This is a genomic window from Mycobacterium sp. MS1601, from assembly GCF_001984215.1.
GTDB lineage: Bacteria > Actinomycetota > Actinomycetes > Mycobacteriales > Mycobacteriaceae > Mycobacterium.
Genome location: NZ_CP019420.1, coordinates 4151780 through 4167153 on the forward strand (window position 1 = coordinate 4151780; position 15374 = coordinate 4167153).

Consider the following 15374-nt stretch of genomic DNA (forward strand, 5'->3'; position numbering starts at 1 on the left):
TCCGGCTGAACTAGGGTAGTGCGGCAGGGTGGTGTGCCCAGCCACGAGACCCCCCGATAACGGGTGCCGAGCTGCTCAGCCGGCCGGAGGAAGTGAGGAAGCGTGCCGGACCGAGATCCAGAAGAAATCCGCAAGGATATCGACGCGGCACGCGACCGTCTGGCCAATACCGTCGACGCACTGGCTGTGCGGGCGAATCCGACCAGGATCGCCGAGGACGTGAAGGCGCGGGTGCTGACGTTCGTGACCAAGCCTGCGGTGGCGGCATCACTGGCCGGGATCGGGTTGGTGACGGTGGTGCTGGTGATTCGCCGGGCGCGACGCTAGCGCCTGCGCAGCCATCCGAAACCCAGCCGGAACGACGGCGGGTTGGCCTGCAGTCCGATCCGGCTGCAGTTGTAGACAAACTGCGGTTCTGCTCCCGTTGATAGCGGAGTTACACCCATGTCAGACTTTTCGGCGATGGCTGCTGCGCCGCCGGGATATCGCAATACAGACATTGGCTAACACCCTCTCCGCTTCCAGATGGCTCTGCGCCCGCGATTGGTGGGTGCTTCAGCTAACTGGATGGTAACAGTCGAGCTCGAGTTTTGGCAGGTTGTGTCCATTATTTTGCCGAGAATCGCGTCTGAGCGCGCCTCCTGCTAACTCAACCGTGAATCGAACGGACTAGTTCCAAGATTTTTGTAGCTCATATTGACCTGAGTGACTATTTGGTCGAGGGGTTCGTGGCTGCCGTCCGGGCCTGGCAAAGGTTCAACTGTTGCTTGACCTTGGAAGATGCACGCGGTGTGGATTCGACCGGACAGCTGCATCTCCACGCCATCCGGGCAGCACTGTTGCACTGGTCAGGATGGCGACGATTCGCGCAGAGGCTGTTGGCATGACTAGTAGATTCCGGATCGGTACCGGCTCCCGAAAGGGCTTGATGAATGTTCTGTCGAACATTTCAGCGAAAGGTCAGTTTTAGGAGCGGATTCGAAGGCTGCACACAGTCAGCAGGTTCAGGGACACCGTGGCTTCCGATCGCAAACGAAGAAGACCCCGCCGAGGCGGGGTCTTCTTGTGCTGTGCGCCGTCAGGGTTTCGAACCCCGGACCCGCTGATTAAGAGTCAGCTGCTCTACCAACTGAGCTAACGGCGCGTGAACTGCGCCTGAGACAATAACAGGCCGATGCGCGCAGACGGAAATCCGTTCCGGACCTGGGGCTCACGTGCGAGGTCGCACAGTGTCTGTAGCTGCCCTTAGACTTGCTGGCAACAGTGCACGCGCGTCGTGCCCGTATGCAGGTCTCACGTGTGAGGTGGAACGTTTATGTGGCAGGTCCGTTCGGTGACCCGGCCGCGAGGCTATCGATCCTGGCTGGCGGCTTTGCTGCTGGTGCCAGCAGTGGTGTTGGCGCTGGGTGCATGCTCTACCACTACCGCGGCCCCGCCCGTGCCACAGACCATCGCCGACAAGGGCACCCCGTTCGGTGACCTGTTGGTGCCGAGGCTCACCGCGTCGGTGGTCGACGGCTCGGTAGGGGTTGCCTTGGACGCGCCCATCACGGTGACCGCCGAGAACGGCGTGCTGGGACCGGTGACGCTGACGACCGCCGACGGCACCCCGGTGGCAGGCGAGCTGAGCAAGGACGGGCTCACCTGGTCGTCCACCGAGCAGCTCGACTACAACGAAAGCTACGTCCTGGAGGCCAGCTCGCTGGGGCTTGGTGGCCAGGCCCGCCAGCGGATGGCGTTTGAGACACATTCGCCGGAGAACCTCACCATGCCGTACCTGATGCCGGGTAACGGTGAGACGGTGGGCATCGGGCAGCCGGTGGCCATCCGCTTCGACGAGAACATCCCCAACCGGGCCGCGGCCGAGCGGGCCATCAAGATCACCACCAACCCGCCCGTCGAAGGCGCGTTCTACTGGCTGAACAACCGCGAAGTGCGTTGGCGCCCAGAGCATTACTGGAAGCCTGGCACCACCGTCGAGGTCAAGGTCAACACCTACGGCGTGGACATGGGTGACGGGCTGTTCGGCCAGGACAACGCCAGTACCAACTTCACCATCGGTGACGCGGTGATCGCCACGGCCGACGACACCACCAAAACCATCACCGTGCGAGTGAACGGCGAAGTCGTCAAGACCATGCCCACTTCGATGGGCAAGAACAGCAGCCCCACCAACAACGGCGTCTACATCATCGGTGACCGTTATGCCGATCTGGTGATGGACTCGTCGACCTACGGTGTGCCGGTCAACTCACCCAACGGGTACCGCACCGACGTGGAGTACGCCACGCAGATGTCCTACAGCGGCATCTATGTGCACGCCGCGCCGTGGTCGGTTGGCAGCCAAGGCTATTCGAACGTCAGCCACGGCTGCCTCAACGTCAGCACCAGCAATGCCCAGTGGTTCTACAACAACACCAAACGCGGTGACATCGTGGAGGTCATGAACACCGTCGGCTCGCTGCTGCCGGGCACCGACGGCCTCGGTGACTGGAACGTGCCGTGGGATCAATGGCAAGCGGGTAACGCCAACATCTAGCGGTCACCGCAGCACTTCGATGATCGCCGGATCGTCCGGCAGATATCGAAGCCGAACACGAGTGCCCTGTTCCAGCACCCCGGCGGCGCTGGTACGTGCCTGCCACTGACGGCCGTCGTCGTCGACGAACTGCACTGCCACCCGGGTCACCGGGTTCCCGCCGACGTAGAAGCGCCAGGCCCAGCTCACGGTGCCGGTGGCCGACACGCCGTGGGCAAGCAGCAGTTGCCGCCGCGCGGCGTCCTCACGCCAGCGGCGGCGCACCAGCTCCAGCACCACCACTGCGAGCACCGCGGCAGCCGTCGCCACCAGGGCGGGGTACCCGCCCAGCCCAACTCCGATCACCGCCATGAGCGCCAGGAACGGCAGCAGGGCAACGCGAAGTGAGAGCACCGGATGCAGGAACACCCCGGCCAACACCAGCACCGAGGCGAGCGCCAAGAGCCAGGCGGCCGCGTGGTCGTGCGGCAGCAGGCGACCCGCGAGAAACCCGCACACCATTCCCGACAGCCAACAACACCAGCAGGCGACCAGTCTCACCGCCCCATTGTGCCCAGGCCTGCTCGTGGACTCGGGCACATCGCCGGGTGCCTAAGGGTTTTCGTCGCCGCCATCGGCGACACCGACCACCCCAGGAGGCGCCGACTCCGATCTCCACCGGCTGTCGACCGAGTTGAAGGCTCTGAGTGTCAACGACATTCGGCTCGCGGTCCCGTCCATCTGCATCCCGCCGGTCAGTGGTGGTCGACCACGACTGGACCACGATGTTCGTCGTGGCCGTTGCCGACCGCTATTGAGGACGACAACTGTCGGCGAGATCGCCCACATCGACTAGGAGCGAGACAACACATGAACCTGTGACGCTCGCGTAGCATGTGCGTAACGGTGACGTACGCCACTCGAGCCGGTGGTGAGTCCGCCCGGCTGCTCCGGAGGTGAATGGCAAGAGTGCGAGCCACGCTCGAAAAGTTCTTCATCCCGGAGACCATCTTCGGCGTGGGAAGCCTGTCGGAGGTCGGTGACGCCGTCCGTCGAGTTGGCGGTACGCGTGTGTTGGTCGTCAGTGATGCGGGAGTGATGAACGCAGGCTGGGTGGAGCGGGCGCTACCGTCCCTGGCTGCTGCCGGACTCGAGCACGTCCTCTGGTCGGAGCTCACGCCGAATCCCAAGGACCACGAGATCATCTCGGGCTTTCGCACCTATGTGGACGCCGGCTGTGATGCGCTCCTGGCGATCGGCGGCGGTAGCTGTATCGATGCCACCAAGGCCATTGCCGTCCTCAGCGGCAACGGGGGAGCCATCCTGGACTACGCGGGCATCGACGCGGTCACCAGGCCGATCCCCCCGATGGTGATGGTGCCCACCACCGGGGGTTCGGGTGCCGACGTATCGCAGTTCTGCGTCATCACCGACACCGTCGAACGGCTCAAACGAACCATTGCCGGTCGCGCTCTGGTCCCCGACATCTCGCTGACCGACCCGGCGCTGCTCACCACCATGCCCGCCGATCTGGCGGTGCATTCGGCCCTCGATGCTCTCAGCCACGGTGTGGAGGCCTACCTGTCCAAGGCCGCCAACTCGCTCAGCGACGTCCACGCGCTGGCCGCCATCCGCGGAGTGGCCGAGAACGTACTGGTGACACTCGACGATCCGAAGGATCAGCACGCCTGGACCGAAATCGCCCGGAGCAGCCTGCACGCAGGAGTGGCGTTCAGCAATGCCTTGCTGGGTGCCACACATGCCATCTCGCATCAGATCGGTGGTTATCTCGACCTGCCTCATGGTTTGCTGAACGCCATCCTGCTTCCGCATGTGATGCGGTTCAACGCCGAAACCCGGCCCGAGCGGTTGACGGCCATTGCCGGGGCCATGGGTGTGGAGACCAGCAGGCTGTCGCCACGTGAGGCGGCGGATGCCGCCATCGAAGAGGTGATCACCCTGCAAGACAAGCTGGGTATCCCGGCCGGCTTGAGCGATGTGGGCGTGGACCGGTTGGACTTCGGCCGCTTTGCGAAGAACGCCATGGACGACGTCTACATCACGACAAATCCCAGGGCGGTGAGCAAAGAGGATGTCGAGAGCATTTGTTTCGCTGCCTACTGACCGGGCGGTCGGCGACGACAATTCCGACCAGTGGCTCGAGCGGCTCACCGGAGCTCGATCCTCGAAGCCCACCTTCTATGCCGAATGGCGGCGCAAGAGCCATGGCCTCGACCGGGCCATCGAGGCCATCAAGGCCATCTCGGCGGCGCTGTGCACCACGACCCACGGCCCGCTGGCGCTCTGCGAAGCTGTGGTGGATGCGCTGGGGCGGCACTTCGATGCCACCTCGGTGCGGCTGTCCTTGACCCAGGCGGTTTCATCGGTTGCGCAACCGCCTTTGGTCGCCGTCTGGCCCGAATCCGGCGCCGATCCGCGCGAGGGGCACCTCGAGCTGGAGCAACAGGTGCGCGCAACGCGGGCCCCCGTCGTCTCACCGATCGGAGGCGGGACAGGTGTTGGCGCTCCGATCGTCTTCGGCTCGGATCTGGTGGGGACGGTGCTGATCGAACTGGGCCACAGCGCCGCGGTGGACGACAGTGACATCTCGATCCTGGAGACGGTGGCCAACCAGATGGCCGTGGCCCTGGCCAACGCGTACACGTTCGACGAGAGTGAGAGGCTGCGGGCGGAGGCGCTGGCGGGGTGGTCCGAAGCGGATCGGCAGGCCACCGAACTGGAATCCCGCAACCGGCAGCTGGAATCAGCGCACCGCCGGCTGGCTGCGGCAGGGCAGCGACAGCTGATCAATCAGGAGCGGCAGCGCATCGCCCGAGAACTGCACGACAGTGTCGCCCAGCACCTGATCAGTATCGGGATGAACCTCGAATGGTGTCGTCAGCAGGGGCCGCATTCCACCGCGTTGCAGCGGCGGGTGATGGTTTCCCAGGACCTCACCCGCGCTGCACTGACCCGGATGCGGGCGGCGATCTTCGAACTGTCGGCTCTCGACGACACCCGCAACGGTCTTCGGCAGGCGCTCGTGGACCTTGCCGAGCAGTTCCGGGCGGCAACACGGCTACAGGTCTCGGCGCGGTCGCGAGGGACATCGCGGATGTTGTCCACGGCCGTGAGCTACGCGCTGTTCACCATCGCTCAGGAGGCAATGTTCAATGTCGTTCGGCACGCTGAGGCGACCCGCGCCTGGATCGAGCTCGTTCACCATGACGAGTTCGTACAGGTGTCAGTGGCAGACGATGGCACCGGCGACGCCTCCGCCATTCGCCGCACCTTGACCGGAAGTGCGCCGTCCGGTCATGACCACCGCGGCCTGATCAACATTCGACAGCGGGTAGCCGAGGTGGGTGGAAGTGTGACGGCATGTCCCCGCCGTGGTGGCGGAACTCGGGTGGTGGTGCGGGTGCCGTTGACAGACTCCACGACGGTGCGCGGTCACAATGGCTGAAGAGACGCCTGCGGACCGGGCGATCCGGGTGGTCATCATCGATGACCACACCATCGTCAGGGAGGGTCTGGTGTCCATCCTCGATCTGGAAGCGGGCATCGAGGTTGTCGGGCAGGCGGCGGGAATCAATGACGCGGTGCCGACGGTGGCCCGCTGCAACCCAGACCTCGTGTTGTTGGATCTCAACCTGGGAGAGGGGTCGCCGGCCGCGGGTTTGGGGGTCTGTGACGACATCGTGCGGCTCTTCCCGTCGGTGGGAGTCATCGTGTTGACCACGTTCCACGAGCAGGCTCTCGTTCTTGATGCCATCAGGCGGGGCGCAAAAGCCTATGTGCTCAAAGACATCGACGCCATCGAGCTGGCAAAGATCATCCGCGCGGTACGCCGGGGGGAGTCGGCGTTCGACACCCGAAGCGCGGCTCAGGTTGTCAGGTCTTTGGCGGGTCGCGACGACGACGATCCGCCGTTGACCGGGCGTGAAATTGAGATCATCACGCTGTTGGCCAGCGGACTGACGAATCGCGAGATCGGCAAAGCTGCACTGATCAGCGAGAGCACCGTGAAGTTCCACCTGCGCAGCATCATGAAAAAGCTCAGCGTCAAGCACCGCGCCGAGGTGGTCTACGTCGCCGGCAAGCTCGGCGTCCTGCAGTAGCGCCCCTGACCGGTCGACCACCACCACCTGACCGGTCGGACAGGTACGGAGATCCGAGCGGTCAGGTTTCATCTGTGACCTGGATCGCTACTGTTGCTCTTGGATTTGAGATCTGTTCAGCCACAAGAGCATAGGGGCTCTGATGGAATTCGACCTCCGGCGACGGGTAGCTGCGGAATTCATCGGTACGGCGTTGCTGGTGATTTTCGGTCCAGGTTCGGTTGTGGCAGCGCTGGTCGCCCAAGAAGGTGAAATCGATTATCCTTCAGTCGGTTTCATTTCTCTGTCGTTCGGCATCGTGGTGGCTGCCGTGATCTACGGATTCGGCACCGTGTCCGGGGCGCACATCAATCCCGCCGTGACTTTCGCGCTGGCGGTGATCAAGCGCTTCTCGTGGGCGGAAGTAGCGCCATATGTGTTGGCGCAGTTGGCCGGTGCGGTGGGCGGCGCCCTGCTGGTGGTCGCGATGTTCGGCTCCCGCGCCGCTGAACTGGGCCTCATCGGGGCGACCACTCTGGGCGATGGGGTGAGCATCTCGGCGGGAATTCTCGCCGAAGTGGTGGGCACCTTCCTGCTCATGTTCACCATCATGGCCGTGGCCGTGAATCCACGCGCTCCAGCGGGTTGGGCCGGACTGATGATCGGTCTGTCAGTGGTGGGCGCCATCTTGGTGATGGCTCCGCTGACTGGCGCGTCCTTCAACCCGGCCAGGACGTTCGGGCCTTACCTGGTCAGCGGTTTTGTGGGTGCGGCGCCGCCATGGTCGGAGCTCGTCGTGTACATCATCGGGCCGCTGGTGGGTGCCACCGTTGCCGCGGTTGTCTACACACTGGTCGCCCTTCCGCGTGCACCCGCACCGAATGCTGCATCTGTCGATTGAAGCACTACTCCTGCAAGGTAATTCACGAAAGGAACACCGATGTCCGGAAATCGCGTAGTTGTCTACAAGGGGCCAGGTCAGGTCGCCGTCGAAGCCATCGACTATCCGAAGCTGGAGCTTCCCGAGGACGTGGTGAACGGGCTCGGTATCAAGAAGAAGGCGCCGCACGCCGCGATCCTGAAGGTGGTGTCCACCAACATCTGCGGAAGCGACCAGCACATGGTTCGCGGCCGCACCACCGCACCCGTCGGGCAGACGTTGGGCCATGAGATCACCGGCGAGGTGATCGAGACCGGCGACGACGTGTTGTTCCTAAAGCAAGGAGATATCGTCTCGGTTCCGTTCAACATCGCCTGCGGGCGCTGCCGGGCGTGCAACGAGGGTAAGACCGGAATCTGCTTCAACGTGAACCCGGCCCGCCCCGGCGCTGCATATGGCTACGTAGACATGGGCGGGTGGATCGGCGGCCAGGCCGAATACGTGATGGTGCCGTTCGCCGACTTCAACCTGCTGAAGTTCCCGGATCGCGACGCCGCCTTGGAGAAGATCCTGGACCTGACGATGCTCTCGGACATTTTCCCCACCGGGTACCACGGCGCCTACACCGCCGGCGTCACCACGGGGTCCACGGTGTACGTGGCGGGTGCGGGTCCGGTCGGTCTGGCCGCGGCCTACTCTGCGCAGCTGCTCGGAGCCTCCGTGGTGATCGTGGGCGACATGATTCCCGAGCGGCTGGCGCAGGCTCGCAGCTTCGGCTGCGAAACGGTGGACCTGCGAGAGTCGGGGGAGCTGGACGAGAAAATCGAGCAGATCGTCGGCGAGCCCGTGGTGGATGCGGCGGTGGACGCGGTGGGCTTCGAGGCACGCGGGCACGGCGAAGGGGCGGCCGAGCAGCCTGCCACCGTGCTCAACGACATCATGACCATCGCGAGAGCGGGGGCGTCTTTGGGTATCCCAGGCCTGTACGTCACCGGCGATCCTGGTGGAGTCGACAAGAATGCGCAGATAGGCCAGTTGGGTGTGCGCATCGGGCTCGGCTGGGCGAAATCCCACTCGTTCGCCACCGGTCAATGCCCAGTCAAGAAGTACAACCGGCAGCTGGCGAACCTCATCCTCAGCGGCAAGGCGCACATCGCCAAGGCGGTCAATGCCACGCCGATTCCGCTCGATGAGGCGCCCCAGGGTTATGCGCAGTTCGACAAGGGCGCGGCCACCAAGTACGTGCTGAATCCGAACGGCTTCATCGCCGCCTGAGCTCCCCGCAGACCCCGGAAACGCGTGAACGGCTCTGGAGAAATCCAGAGCCGTTCACGTTCGGGGTGGCTGACGGGACTCGAACCCGCGACAGCCAGGATCACAACCTGGTTGTAAAAAACCCCGTATTACCAGTTCAGAGGCTATTTCTGTAAAATGCTCTGCAACCTTAAGGCGAACCGGAGCGGACACAAAGAGCCAGTTCAGGAACGTATGGCGTTGCATAGGAGTTGCGGGCTAAGGTTGCAACATGTCTCCAAAACCTGCTACTCGCAAGGCCGCCAGACGCCGCGGATGGGGCACTTTACGCACCATGCGGAGCGGCAGAATTCAGGCTTCTTATGTCCACGATGACGGCATGCGCTACTACGCCGTGCATACCTTCAGTGACGACTTGTCGGCCGAGGCGTGGCTGGCCACCGAGCGCAGACTGATCGAACTCGATACGTGGACGCCGCCTGCCGTGCGTGCCGCCCGTGAGGTGGTTGCCGGCCTCACGGTGCGGGAGTACGCCGCCCAGTGGATGGAGCACCGCGACCTCGCCCCCAAGACGCGCTCGCTGTACACCGCGCTCCTAGATAGCCGGATCCTGCCGCCCCTCGGTGACTCGATTGTCAAGGCCGTGACGCCCGCGGACATCCGGGCGTGGTGGGTGGGGCTGGGGAAGGACACCCCGACCCGGAACATCCACAGCTACCAACTCTTGAAGTCGATCTTCAATACTGCGATTGCTGACCAGATGATCACGGTCAACCCGTGCCAGATCGCCTCCGCGGGGAAGCCACCCAAACCGCGTGACGTGAAGCCATTGACGCCTGCCGAGTTGGTCAAGGTCGCGGAGGAGGTGCCGGCCAACTACCGGGTGGCGGTGCCCGTCGCGGCATGGTGCGGGCTGCGCTTCGGTGAGCTCATCGAACTGCGTCGCAAAGACGTGCACGACGACGGCGAGCTAATGACGCTCAAGATCCGCCGCGCTGCCACCCGTGTAGACAACACGCTGGTGGTCGGCAAGACAAAGACGGATGCTGGACTGCGGGACGTCACAGTGCCGCCGCATGTGGCGAGCCAGTTGCGCGACCACATGAAGGTGCTCACCAAGCCGGGTGCGGATGCGTTCGTGTTCACCACAACTCGTGGTCAGCGGCTCTCTACGACTGCCTTCACCAAGCAGCTTAAGAAAGGCTTCGCCGTAGTGGGCAAGCCCGACATGAGGATTCACGATCTACGTCACGTCGGGGCTACCTTCGCCGCGCAGGCTGGCGCGACCACCAAAGAATTGATGAGCCGATTGGGACATGCGACGCCGGGAATGGCGATGCGTTACCAGATCGCGGCCCAGGAACGGGATGTGAAGATCGCTGAGGCGATGTCGGCACTCGCCAAAGTTTCCCACATGTGGCACTAGTTCACACTTGGCATATGCGGTAGGGCAGGGGTATAAGCTAGTCCCACATCAGGCACTACCAGAGTGATTGGCAAACAACACTTTTCGGTGCAATCTCGGTGTAGAGGCCCCACGAAGGGCCAGACGCACACAGGAGGACCATTGCCGGAAACCTTGCCGCCATGGCTGACCAGTCGGCAGACCGCGGACTACTTGCAGTGCAGCACGAAACACGTCCGCCGGCTACTAGCCGCTGGCCAGCTGCGTGGCCGTCGGATCGGCCGGCGCGCCATCCGCATTGATCGAGGCTCACTACTGACCCTGGTGGGTGCCAAGTGAGCGACTACCACCGACTGCCCGTCGCAGATCTCGACGCCGAGAAGCCCGACCAGATCCGAATCGATAGCGGAGTGCACGCGGCGCAGCACGCGGCGATGGTGGCGATGAACGAGGATCGGCACTCCAAGAGCGAACGGCTCATCGCGGCGATGATGCAAGAAGCGAACGCTGCCATCGATGCGAAGAAGAATGCCGCCGAGGCTGCGCGCCGCAAGGCCATTGACGACTTCATGCGGCGTGTCCAGTGAGCGATGCAGACGCCGTGTATCAACTCCTCAAAGAGAACGTTCACGAGTGCTCCTATCCCGATTGCGACCAGCACCCAACCAACCGAATGTTGGTGCAGGAGAACGGCAAGCACATGGGCGTCGGGGCATGTGACGAACATTGGGAGGCGGTCGAACGCGAGGTTGTACAACGCGATTGGAGCGACCGCGCTAACACGCTTGTCGCCCAGGAGATCGAGGATGTGCTGACCACGACCGTCGCAGATGCCCCGCGTTCTGACGCCTACAACGCGGCCTTCCTCCGGGCCGTCGAACATCCGGGGCAAGTCGTCATCGAGGTGGCAGCGCTTGCCGGTGAGGCGATCATCCGGCTCGCCAAGGAACGCGACGAAGACCCGCGGGCCACACTGGCGTGGATCCGCTCGACTGACTGGACGAAGGCCTGAACGTCTGCCTCGGCTGCGGCGGGTATCCACCAACCTGTAAGTGCCCCTACTTCGTTCATCAACCCCAATACGGCGAGTGGCTCGGCGATTTCGCCGAGCTGTCGCTGGAACTCGAAATGGCTTGGCTCACGCGGCCGGTGCTGCCGGAGATCACCGAGTCCGACGAACAGCACTCCTATGTAGATCGCGTACCAGGGTGGCTACCCAAGGTGAAGCGGTTACGCCGCAACAACATTCCGCCTAGCGTATTGATGCAACGGCCCAGCCACAAGGCAAGGCCCGCGGGCAGTCGCAGGCGAGGATTGCGGCCGGAGGACCGGCAGCGACTCACCCATGTGGACGAGGAGGAGAATTGGGGCCCCTCGCACGAGTGCATCCCGCTCCTTGGCCAGAATGACAGTGATGTAGCCCACAAGCCCCTTGACGCCATATGGGCACGGCATCGGGCATTAGTGCAGGCCAAACAGGTAATTCTAGCAAACGATACTTAGAATACTTAATGATATAATTGAAGTGGAGGGTTTCCCCTCACGATTCTTTTACCTACCCACCGTTAGGAGTGGCCAACAATGCTGTGCAAAAACGGTGCCCACCAGTTGCGTGGCCCGAATGACTATACCCGCGATGGTGAATGCATCCGATGTGCGCACATCCGCCAGGCGAAGTTCCGGGATAAACAACGCGCTGCAAACGCGCTGGTACGCGAACTTCGCCGCCGCGCCGACCTTATTGGAGTATCGACATGAAACTGCCTGGGGCAAACTTCGACCTTGCCATTTGGCGCAAGGAAAAGGCCATCACCTTGACCATCACCGGACTCGACGGTGAGAGCGTCCTGGTGCCGATCACCGTGGATGTAGCCGAGGAGCTCGGTCTGGAGCTGCTGGCTGCGAAGCTGGCGCTGACGGGCAGCCTAAACGCACTCGACGTAGACGAGATGTTCAACCGAGCGAAGGTGTCTTGAGCAAGAAGAACGATCTGGGTGCGGCGATCGTCCGTGCCGCCGAAGTGCAGTCCGAGAAGCAGCTCACCAACGATCTTGCTCGCGAGTTGCGCAAGGCCATCGAAGTCCAGGGCGAGCGTGAGCTGAAGCGCAAGGGCCGCACGGAGGCCAAGGGTATCTGCGACGAGATCAAGCAGGACGCCACCGTGAGCCTCGATAAGGGCTACGCCACTGGGCAATTCGTGGAGAGCAACAAGGTCAAGAACCGCTACGGCAGAGGAAAACTTCCGTCGTGGCGGATCGAAACCAAGTCCAGCATTGCCCACTTCCTCGAGTACGGCACCGACGACACCGAGGAACACGCCTTCTACGCCAAAGCGGCACTACGCCATGGCGGCACCCCGGACTAAGGACTTTGGAGCTGGCCGATTCGGTCGGCTCACCGTGACGTGAGGAGGCAGAGGCCGATCAGACGGAACGGCCGCTGCCTCCTCCGCTGCTGTGCCCACTTCCTCGATGCAATGCGTTACCAGTACTTCGGTGGGTTGGCTAGATGCGTTGCGATCTCAGGCAGACCAACAGCCTCCTCGCACAGAGCGACCAAATGCATTGCCACCCCATGACAATAACTGAGTGCGTCGACTCCGTTGCCGTGGATGTTGTCAAAGGCCGAACGGCTCTTGGTTGCCGGATTGGACGGGAGTGGGACAGTTACGCCCCACCTGCCGTCAAACTTGTTGTAATAGAGAATTCCAGCACCGTCGGTGAGTGGAGCGTTGTGCATGATGCAATCGCGATAGTCCTTGAGTTTGATGCCACAATCGCTCCAACTCTGCCGAAGTGATTCGGAGAAGTCCGCGGGAATTACGTTGGCGTTCATCGCATTTGTGATTGATCGCCAACGTCCAGTCATCTTCCGGGGAAGGGCGTAGTGCTTCCACAGCAGCTTCGATATCGCTTCGTAGATGGCCCGAGCCGCACCAAGGAATGCGTCAACCTCAAAGTACATTCGCGGGTCACCGGAGTTTCCGCGCAGGGCGTCTGGTCTGGCGCGATCTTCAAAGCGCCGTCGCTTATCAACGTAGAGCTCGATTAATCGGTTGAGGTGGTACAACGTGCTCCGAACGCAGTACTTAATGTCGCGCTCTTCGTAGAAGTCGGACATTCGGTGCGATGCGCCAACCATGTCGAGCTTTACAGCGCGATAGTTCGGAAACGTGCCGTCATAGTCGATTGCCTCAAAGGCAAAGCCGGTGTGAACCTGGCGGCGATCCGTCGCCAGGCGGCGGAGCCCACCGGGTGCCTCATCCACTCCCGCGCGGACCTCGATTCCGTGCTCATACACGTCGGAGTATCGCATGGCCCGATTGTCGCCCGCGATATTTTGGACGGCGGTTGGGGGGGTGTGTTTGGCGGGGCGTCCCTGCAGAAGGACATTTAGCCGGTTTGAATGATCTTCCGTAGCTTCGGCGCTTTCCCTTCGGTGTCGCGGGGTTCGTTGCACTTCGGGTACCAACACGAGTAGTCGGTGATGAACTCGGCAAGGTGATCACCGAAGACGGCCGTCAGGTACTCGCGTGGTGTCAACGAGTGACCCACCGGAAACCCACGCCCATCCTCGGCGAAGACCTTCGGCGGTTCGTCTTCCTGCGTTGGGTCGGCGGGACGCCGCCACGTGTAGTGGCCGTGCGGAGCGCCGTCCTGATCGCTGATCGCGAAGACGAGTCCCGCCTCAGCGGACGACCCCCACACGGTGAACTCGACCAAGGTTGTGTTTACGTATGTCATTTGGTAGCGCTCCCTGCTTTCTTGTTTTCGCTTGTTTCTTCATGCAGAACGCCAGCCGCTGCTGAGCGTCGAACAGCAATTCGTCCTCGGTCATCCGCGCACCGCTTCCAGTGCGTCTGCCAACCGCGCCAGCAGAGGAATGCTGGTGTGCGCGAGTGTGACGCTATCGGCCGCCTCCTCGATCCGCCGCAACAGATCATCACGCAACGGAGCCAGGTCGCACACCAACGCGTGGCGAGTCTTGGCCCCGCACTGCCGACACCTGAGCGTGGCGATCCGTTGCGCGTCGTCCCGGTTGGCGTCGCGGGGCGGATGCCACGACGCGGACACGGTGCGAGGGGTGGCGCAGTCGCAGCACAGCGCGTTGGTCAAGTAGGTCTTCACTGGTGCCTCCTGTCGGCTGGTGGCGCAACAATACGACGGCTCAGCAACCGAAGAACAGCTCTATCTTTCCGAGGCGTGAACGCGTATAATCGCAGTTCAGAGGCTATAGCGCGCTATACTCAAATTAACCGAAACGGTGACTATAGCGAACTACAGTCATAATATTATTGGGTAACCCACCGGCACCGGGAAAGTATCGGAATTAGGTGAGCCAGCGTTGCAATAAGGGTGCAGGCCCCCTGGGAATGCAAAAGGTGGGAGAGTCGAAAACCCTCTCCCACCTGCGGGGTGGCTGACGGGACTCGAACCCGCGACAGCCAGGATCACAACCTGGTGCTCTACCAACTGAACTACAGCCACCATCACTGCTCGCCGGTCGCCCGGTTGCGCAGCGTGGTCGATCTTAACCTCTCGACCCGTCGGAAGCCGAATCGGTTTGCCCCGGCGGGCCCAGTGTCACCGCGACGGCCGCGATCTCGCTGGTAGAAGGCCCAGGCGGCGCCACGAACGCGGTCTGGCGGTAGTACTTGAGCTCACGGATCGACTCGTGGATGTCGGCGAGTGCGCGGTGGGCGAGCCCCTTCTCGGGCTGGCCGAAATAGATCCTCGGGTACCAGCGGCGGCACAGCTCCTTGATGGAGCTGACGTCGATCATCCGGTAGTGCAGGTAGTTGTCCAGCGCAGGCATGTCGCGAGCCAGGAAGCCACGGTCGGTGGCGATCGAATTGCCGCACAGGGGCGCGGTGTTGGCGGCCTTGACGTGGCTGCGGATGTAGTCGAGGACGATCTCCTCGGCGGTTGCCAGATCGACGGTCGAGCGCCTGACCTCTTCGGTGAGTCCGGAGCGGGCGTGCATCTGCTTGACCACGTCGACCATTCCGGTCAGCGCGGCCTCCTCGGCGTGGATCACCACGTCCACGCCGTCACCCAGGACATTGAGGTCGGCGTCGGTCACCAGCGCAGCGATCTCGATCAGCTTGTCCGAGCCCAGATCCAGGCCGGTCATCTCACAGTCGATCCACACCAATTCTTCCCGCACAGGCCTCACATTAAGCCCACGCGCTGACGGCGGCGCGTCCACACCCCGTTC

The 15374-nt window shown here is 62.8% G+C and carries 19 protein-coding genes and 2 tRNA genes; 13 read left to right on the forward strand and 8 right to left on the reverse strand.

The features are described from left to right. Window positions 1-102 precede the first annotated feature (102 nt). Window positions 103-327 (forward strand): DUF3618 domain-containing protein, encoded by a 225-nt coding sequence (locus tag BVC93_RS20155; protein ID WP_083739018.1) that lies wholly within the window; start codon window positions 103-105, stop codon window positions 325-327. Here BVC93_RS20155 and BVC93_RS33200 read toward each other — a convergent pair. Beyond that, window positions 324-500 carry a hypothetical protein gene (locus BVC93_RS33200; protein ID WP_157517002.1) on the reverse strand — a complete coding sequence of 59 codons (177 nt, stop codon included), beginning with the start codon at window positions 498-500 and terminating at the stop codon, window positions 324-326. The genes BVC93_RS20155 and BVC93_RS33200 overlap by 4 nt on opposite strands. Window positions 501-1071: 571 nt before the next feature. Beyond that, window positions 1072-1144 (reverse strand) — tRNA-Lys (locus BVC93_RS20160). A 171-nt stretch (window positions 1145-1315) separates the two neighbouring features. Between BVC93_RS20160 and BVC93_RS20165 the strand changes: the two genes are divergently transcribed. Further along, the gene (locus BVC93_RS20165) at window positions 1316-2539 is read left to right on the forward strand and encodes a L,D-transpeptidase (RefSeq protein WP_083739019.1); all 1224 of its coding nucleotides are present in this window, start codon (window positions 1316-1318) and stop codon (window positions 2537-2539) included. Window positions 2540-2542: 3 nt separating this feature from the next. On the opposite strand, the gene BVC93_RS20170 is transcribed toward BVC93_RS20165, so the two are convergent. Further along, window positions 2543-3079, reverse strand: a complete 537-nt coding sequence (locus BVC93_RS20170; protein ID WP_157517003.1) for a hypothetical protein — start codon at window positions 3077-3079, stop codon at window positions 2543-2545. A 399-nt stretch (window positions 3080-3478) separates the two neighbouring features. On the opposite strand from BVC93_RS20170, the gene BVC93_RS20175 reads away from it, so the two are divergent. The 11 genes from BVC93_RS20175 to BVC93_RS20225 all read left to right on the forward strand — a co-directional run bounded on the left by BVC93_RS20175 (window position 3479) and on the right by BVC93_RS20225 (window position 12522). Continuing rightward, complete coding sequence (locus BVC93_RS20175) at window positions 3479-4642, forward strand: iron-containing alcohol dehydrogenase (protein ID WP_083739021.1); 1164 nt, start codon at window positions 3479-3481, stop codon at window positions 4640-4642. After that, window positions 4611-5984, forward strand: a complete 1374-nt coding sequence (locus BVC93_RS20180) for a sensor histidine kinase (RefSeq protein ID WP_083739022.1) — start codon at window positions 4611-4613, stop codon at window positions 5982-5984. Before BVC93_RS20175 ends, BVC93_RS20180 begins: the two co-directional genes overlap by 32 nt. Then, window positions 5977-6639, forward strand: coding sequence for a response regulator (locus BVC93_RS20185; RefSeq protein WP_083739023.1), 663 nt, complete (start codon window positions 5977-5979; stop codon window positions 6637-6639). The genes BVC93_RS20180 and BVC93_RS20185 overlap by 8 nt, the downstream gene beginning before the upstream one ends. 142 nt (window positions 6640-6781) lie before the next feature. Further along, entirely contained in the window at window positions 6782-7519 is a 738-nt protein-coding gene (locus BVC93_RS20190) for an MIP/aquaporin family protein (RefSeq protein ID WP_083739024.1), read from the forward strand. A 39-nt stretch (window positions 7520-7558) separates the two neighbouring features. Then, a complete protein-coding gene (gene fdhA / locus BVC93_RS20195) occupies window positions 7559-8773 on the forward strand; it encodes a formaldehyde dehydrogenase, glutathione-independent (RefSeq protein ID WP_083739025.1) in 1215 nt (404 codons plus the stop codon). Between the two features lie 358 nt (window positions 8774-9131). Then, window positions 9132-10178, forward strand: coding sequence for a site-specific integrase (locus BVC93_RS20200; RefSeq protein WP_236950038.1), 1047 nt, complete (start codon window positions 9132-9134; stop codon window positions 10176-10178). Window positions 10179-10265: 87 nt separating this feature from the next. Next, window positions 10266-10496 carry a helix-turn-helix domain-containing protein gene (locus BVC93_RS34775; RefSeq protein WP_442929098.1) on the forward strand — a complete coding sequence of 77 codons (231 nt, stop codon included), beginning with the start codon at window positions 10266-10268 and terminating at the stop codon, window positions 10494-10496. After that, window positions 10493-10744, forward strand: coding sequence for a hypothetical protein (locus BVC93_RS20210; protein WP_083739028.1), 252 nt, complete (start codon window positions 10493-10495; stop codon window positions 10742-10744). The genes BVC93_RS34775 and BVC93_RS20210 overlap by 4 nt, the downstream gene beginning before the upstream one ends. Beyond that, on the forward strand, window positions 10741-11169 hold the full coding sequence (locus tag BVC93_RS20215; protein ID WP_083739029.1) for a hypothetical protein: 429 nt from the start codon (window positions 10741-10743) through the stop codon (window positions 11167-11169). Before BVC93_RS20210 ends, BVC93_RS20215 begins: the two co-directional genes overlap by 4 nt. Window positions 11170-11911: 742 nt before the next feature. Further along, window positions 11912-12133 carry a hypothetical protein gene (locus BVC93_RS20220; RefSeq protein WP_083739030.1) on the forward strand — a complete coding sequence of 74 codons (222 nt, stop codon included), beginning with the start codon at window positions 11912-11914 and terminating at the stop codon, window positions 12131-12133. Further along, window positions 12130-12522 (forward strand): HK97 gp10 family phage protein, encoded by a 393-nt coding sequence (locus BVC93_RS20225; RefSeq protein ID WP_083739031.1) that lies wholly within the window; start codon window positions 12130-12132, stop codon window positions 12520-12522. Before BVC93_RS20220 ends, BVC93_RS20225 begins: the two co-directional genes overlap by 4 nt. Window positions 12523-12638: 116 nt before the next feature. On the opposite strand, the gene BVC93_RS20230 is transcribed toward BVC93_RS20225, so the two are convergent. From BVC93_RS20230 to orn, 5 genes are all read right to left on the reverse strand, one after another. Continuing rightward, window positions 12639-13472, reverse strand: a complete 834-nt coding sequence (locus BVC93_RS20230; protein ID WP_083739032.1) for a hypothetical protein — start codon at window positions 13470-13472, stop codon at window positions 12639-12641. 77 nt (window positions 13473-13549) lie between these two features. Next, on the reverse strand, window positions 13550-13900 hold the full coding sequence (locus BVC93_RS20235) for a hypothetical protein (RefSeq protein ID WP_083739033.1): 351 nt from the start codon (window positions 13898-13900) through the stop codon (window positions 13550-13552). 90 nt (window positions 13901-13990) lie between these two features. Next, window positions 13991-14284: a hypothetical protein gene (locus BVC93_RS20240; protein ID WP_083739034.1), complete on the reverse strand. Its 294-nt coding sequence runs from the start codon at window positions 14282-14284 to the stop codon at window positions 13991-13993. 287 nt (window positions 14285-14571) lie between these two features. Next, window positions 14572-14644, reverse strand: a tRNA-His gene (locus BVC93_RS20245). 43 nt (window positions 14645-14687) lie between these two features. Beyond that, complete coding sequence (gene orn / locus BVC93_RS20250) at window positions 14688-15323, reverse strand: oligoribonuclease (protein WP_083739035.1); 636 nt, start codon at window positions 15321-15323, stop codon at window positions 14688-14690. Window positions 15324-15374: the final 51 nt, after the last annotated feature.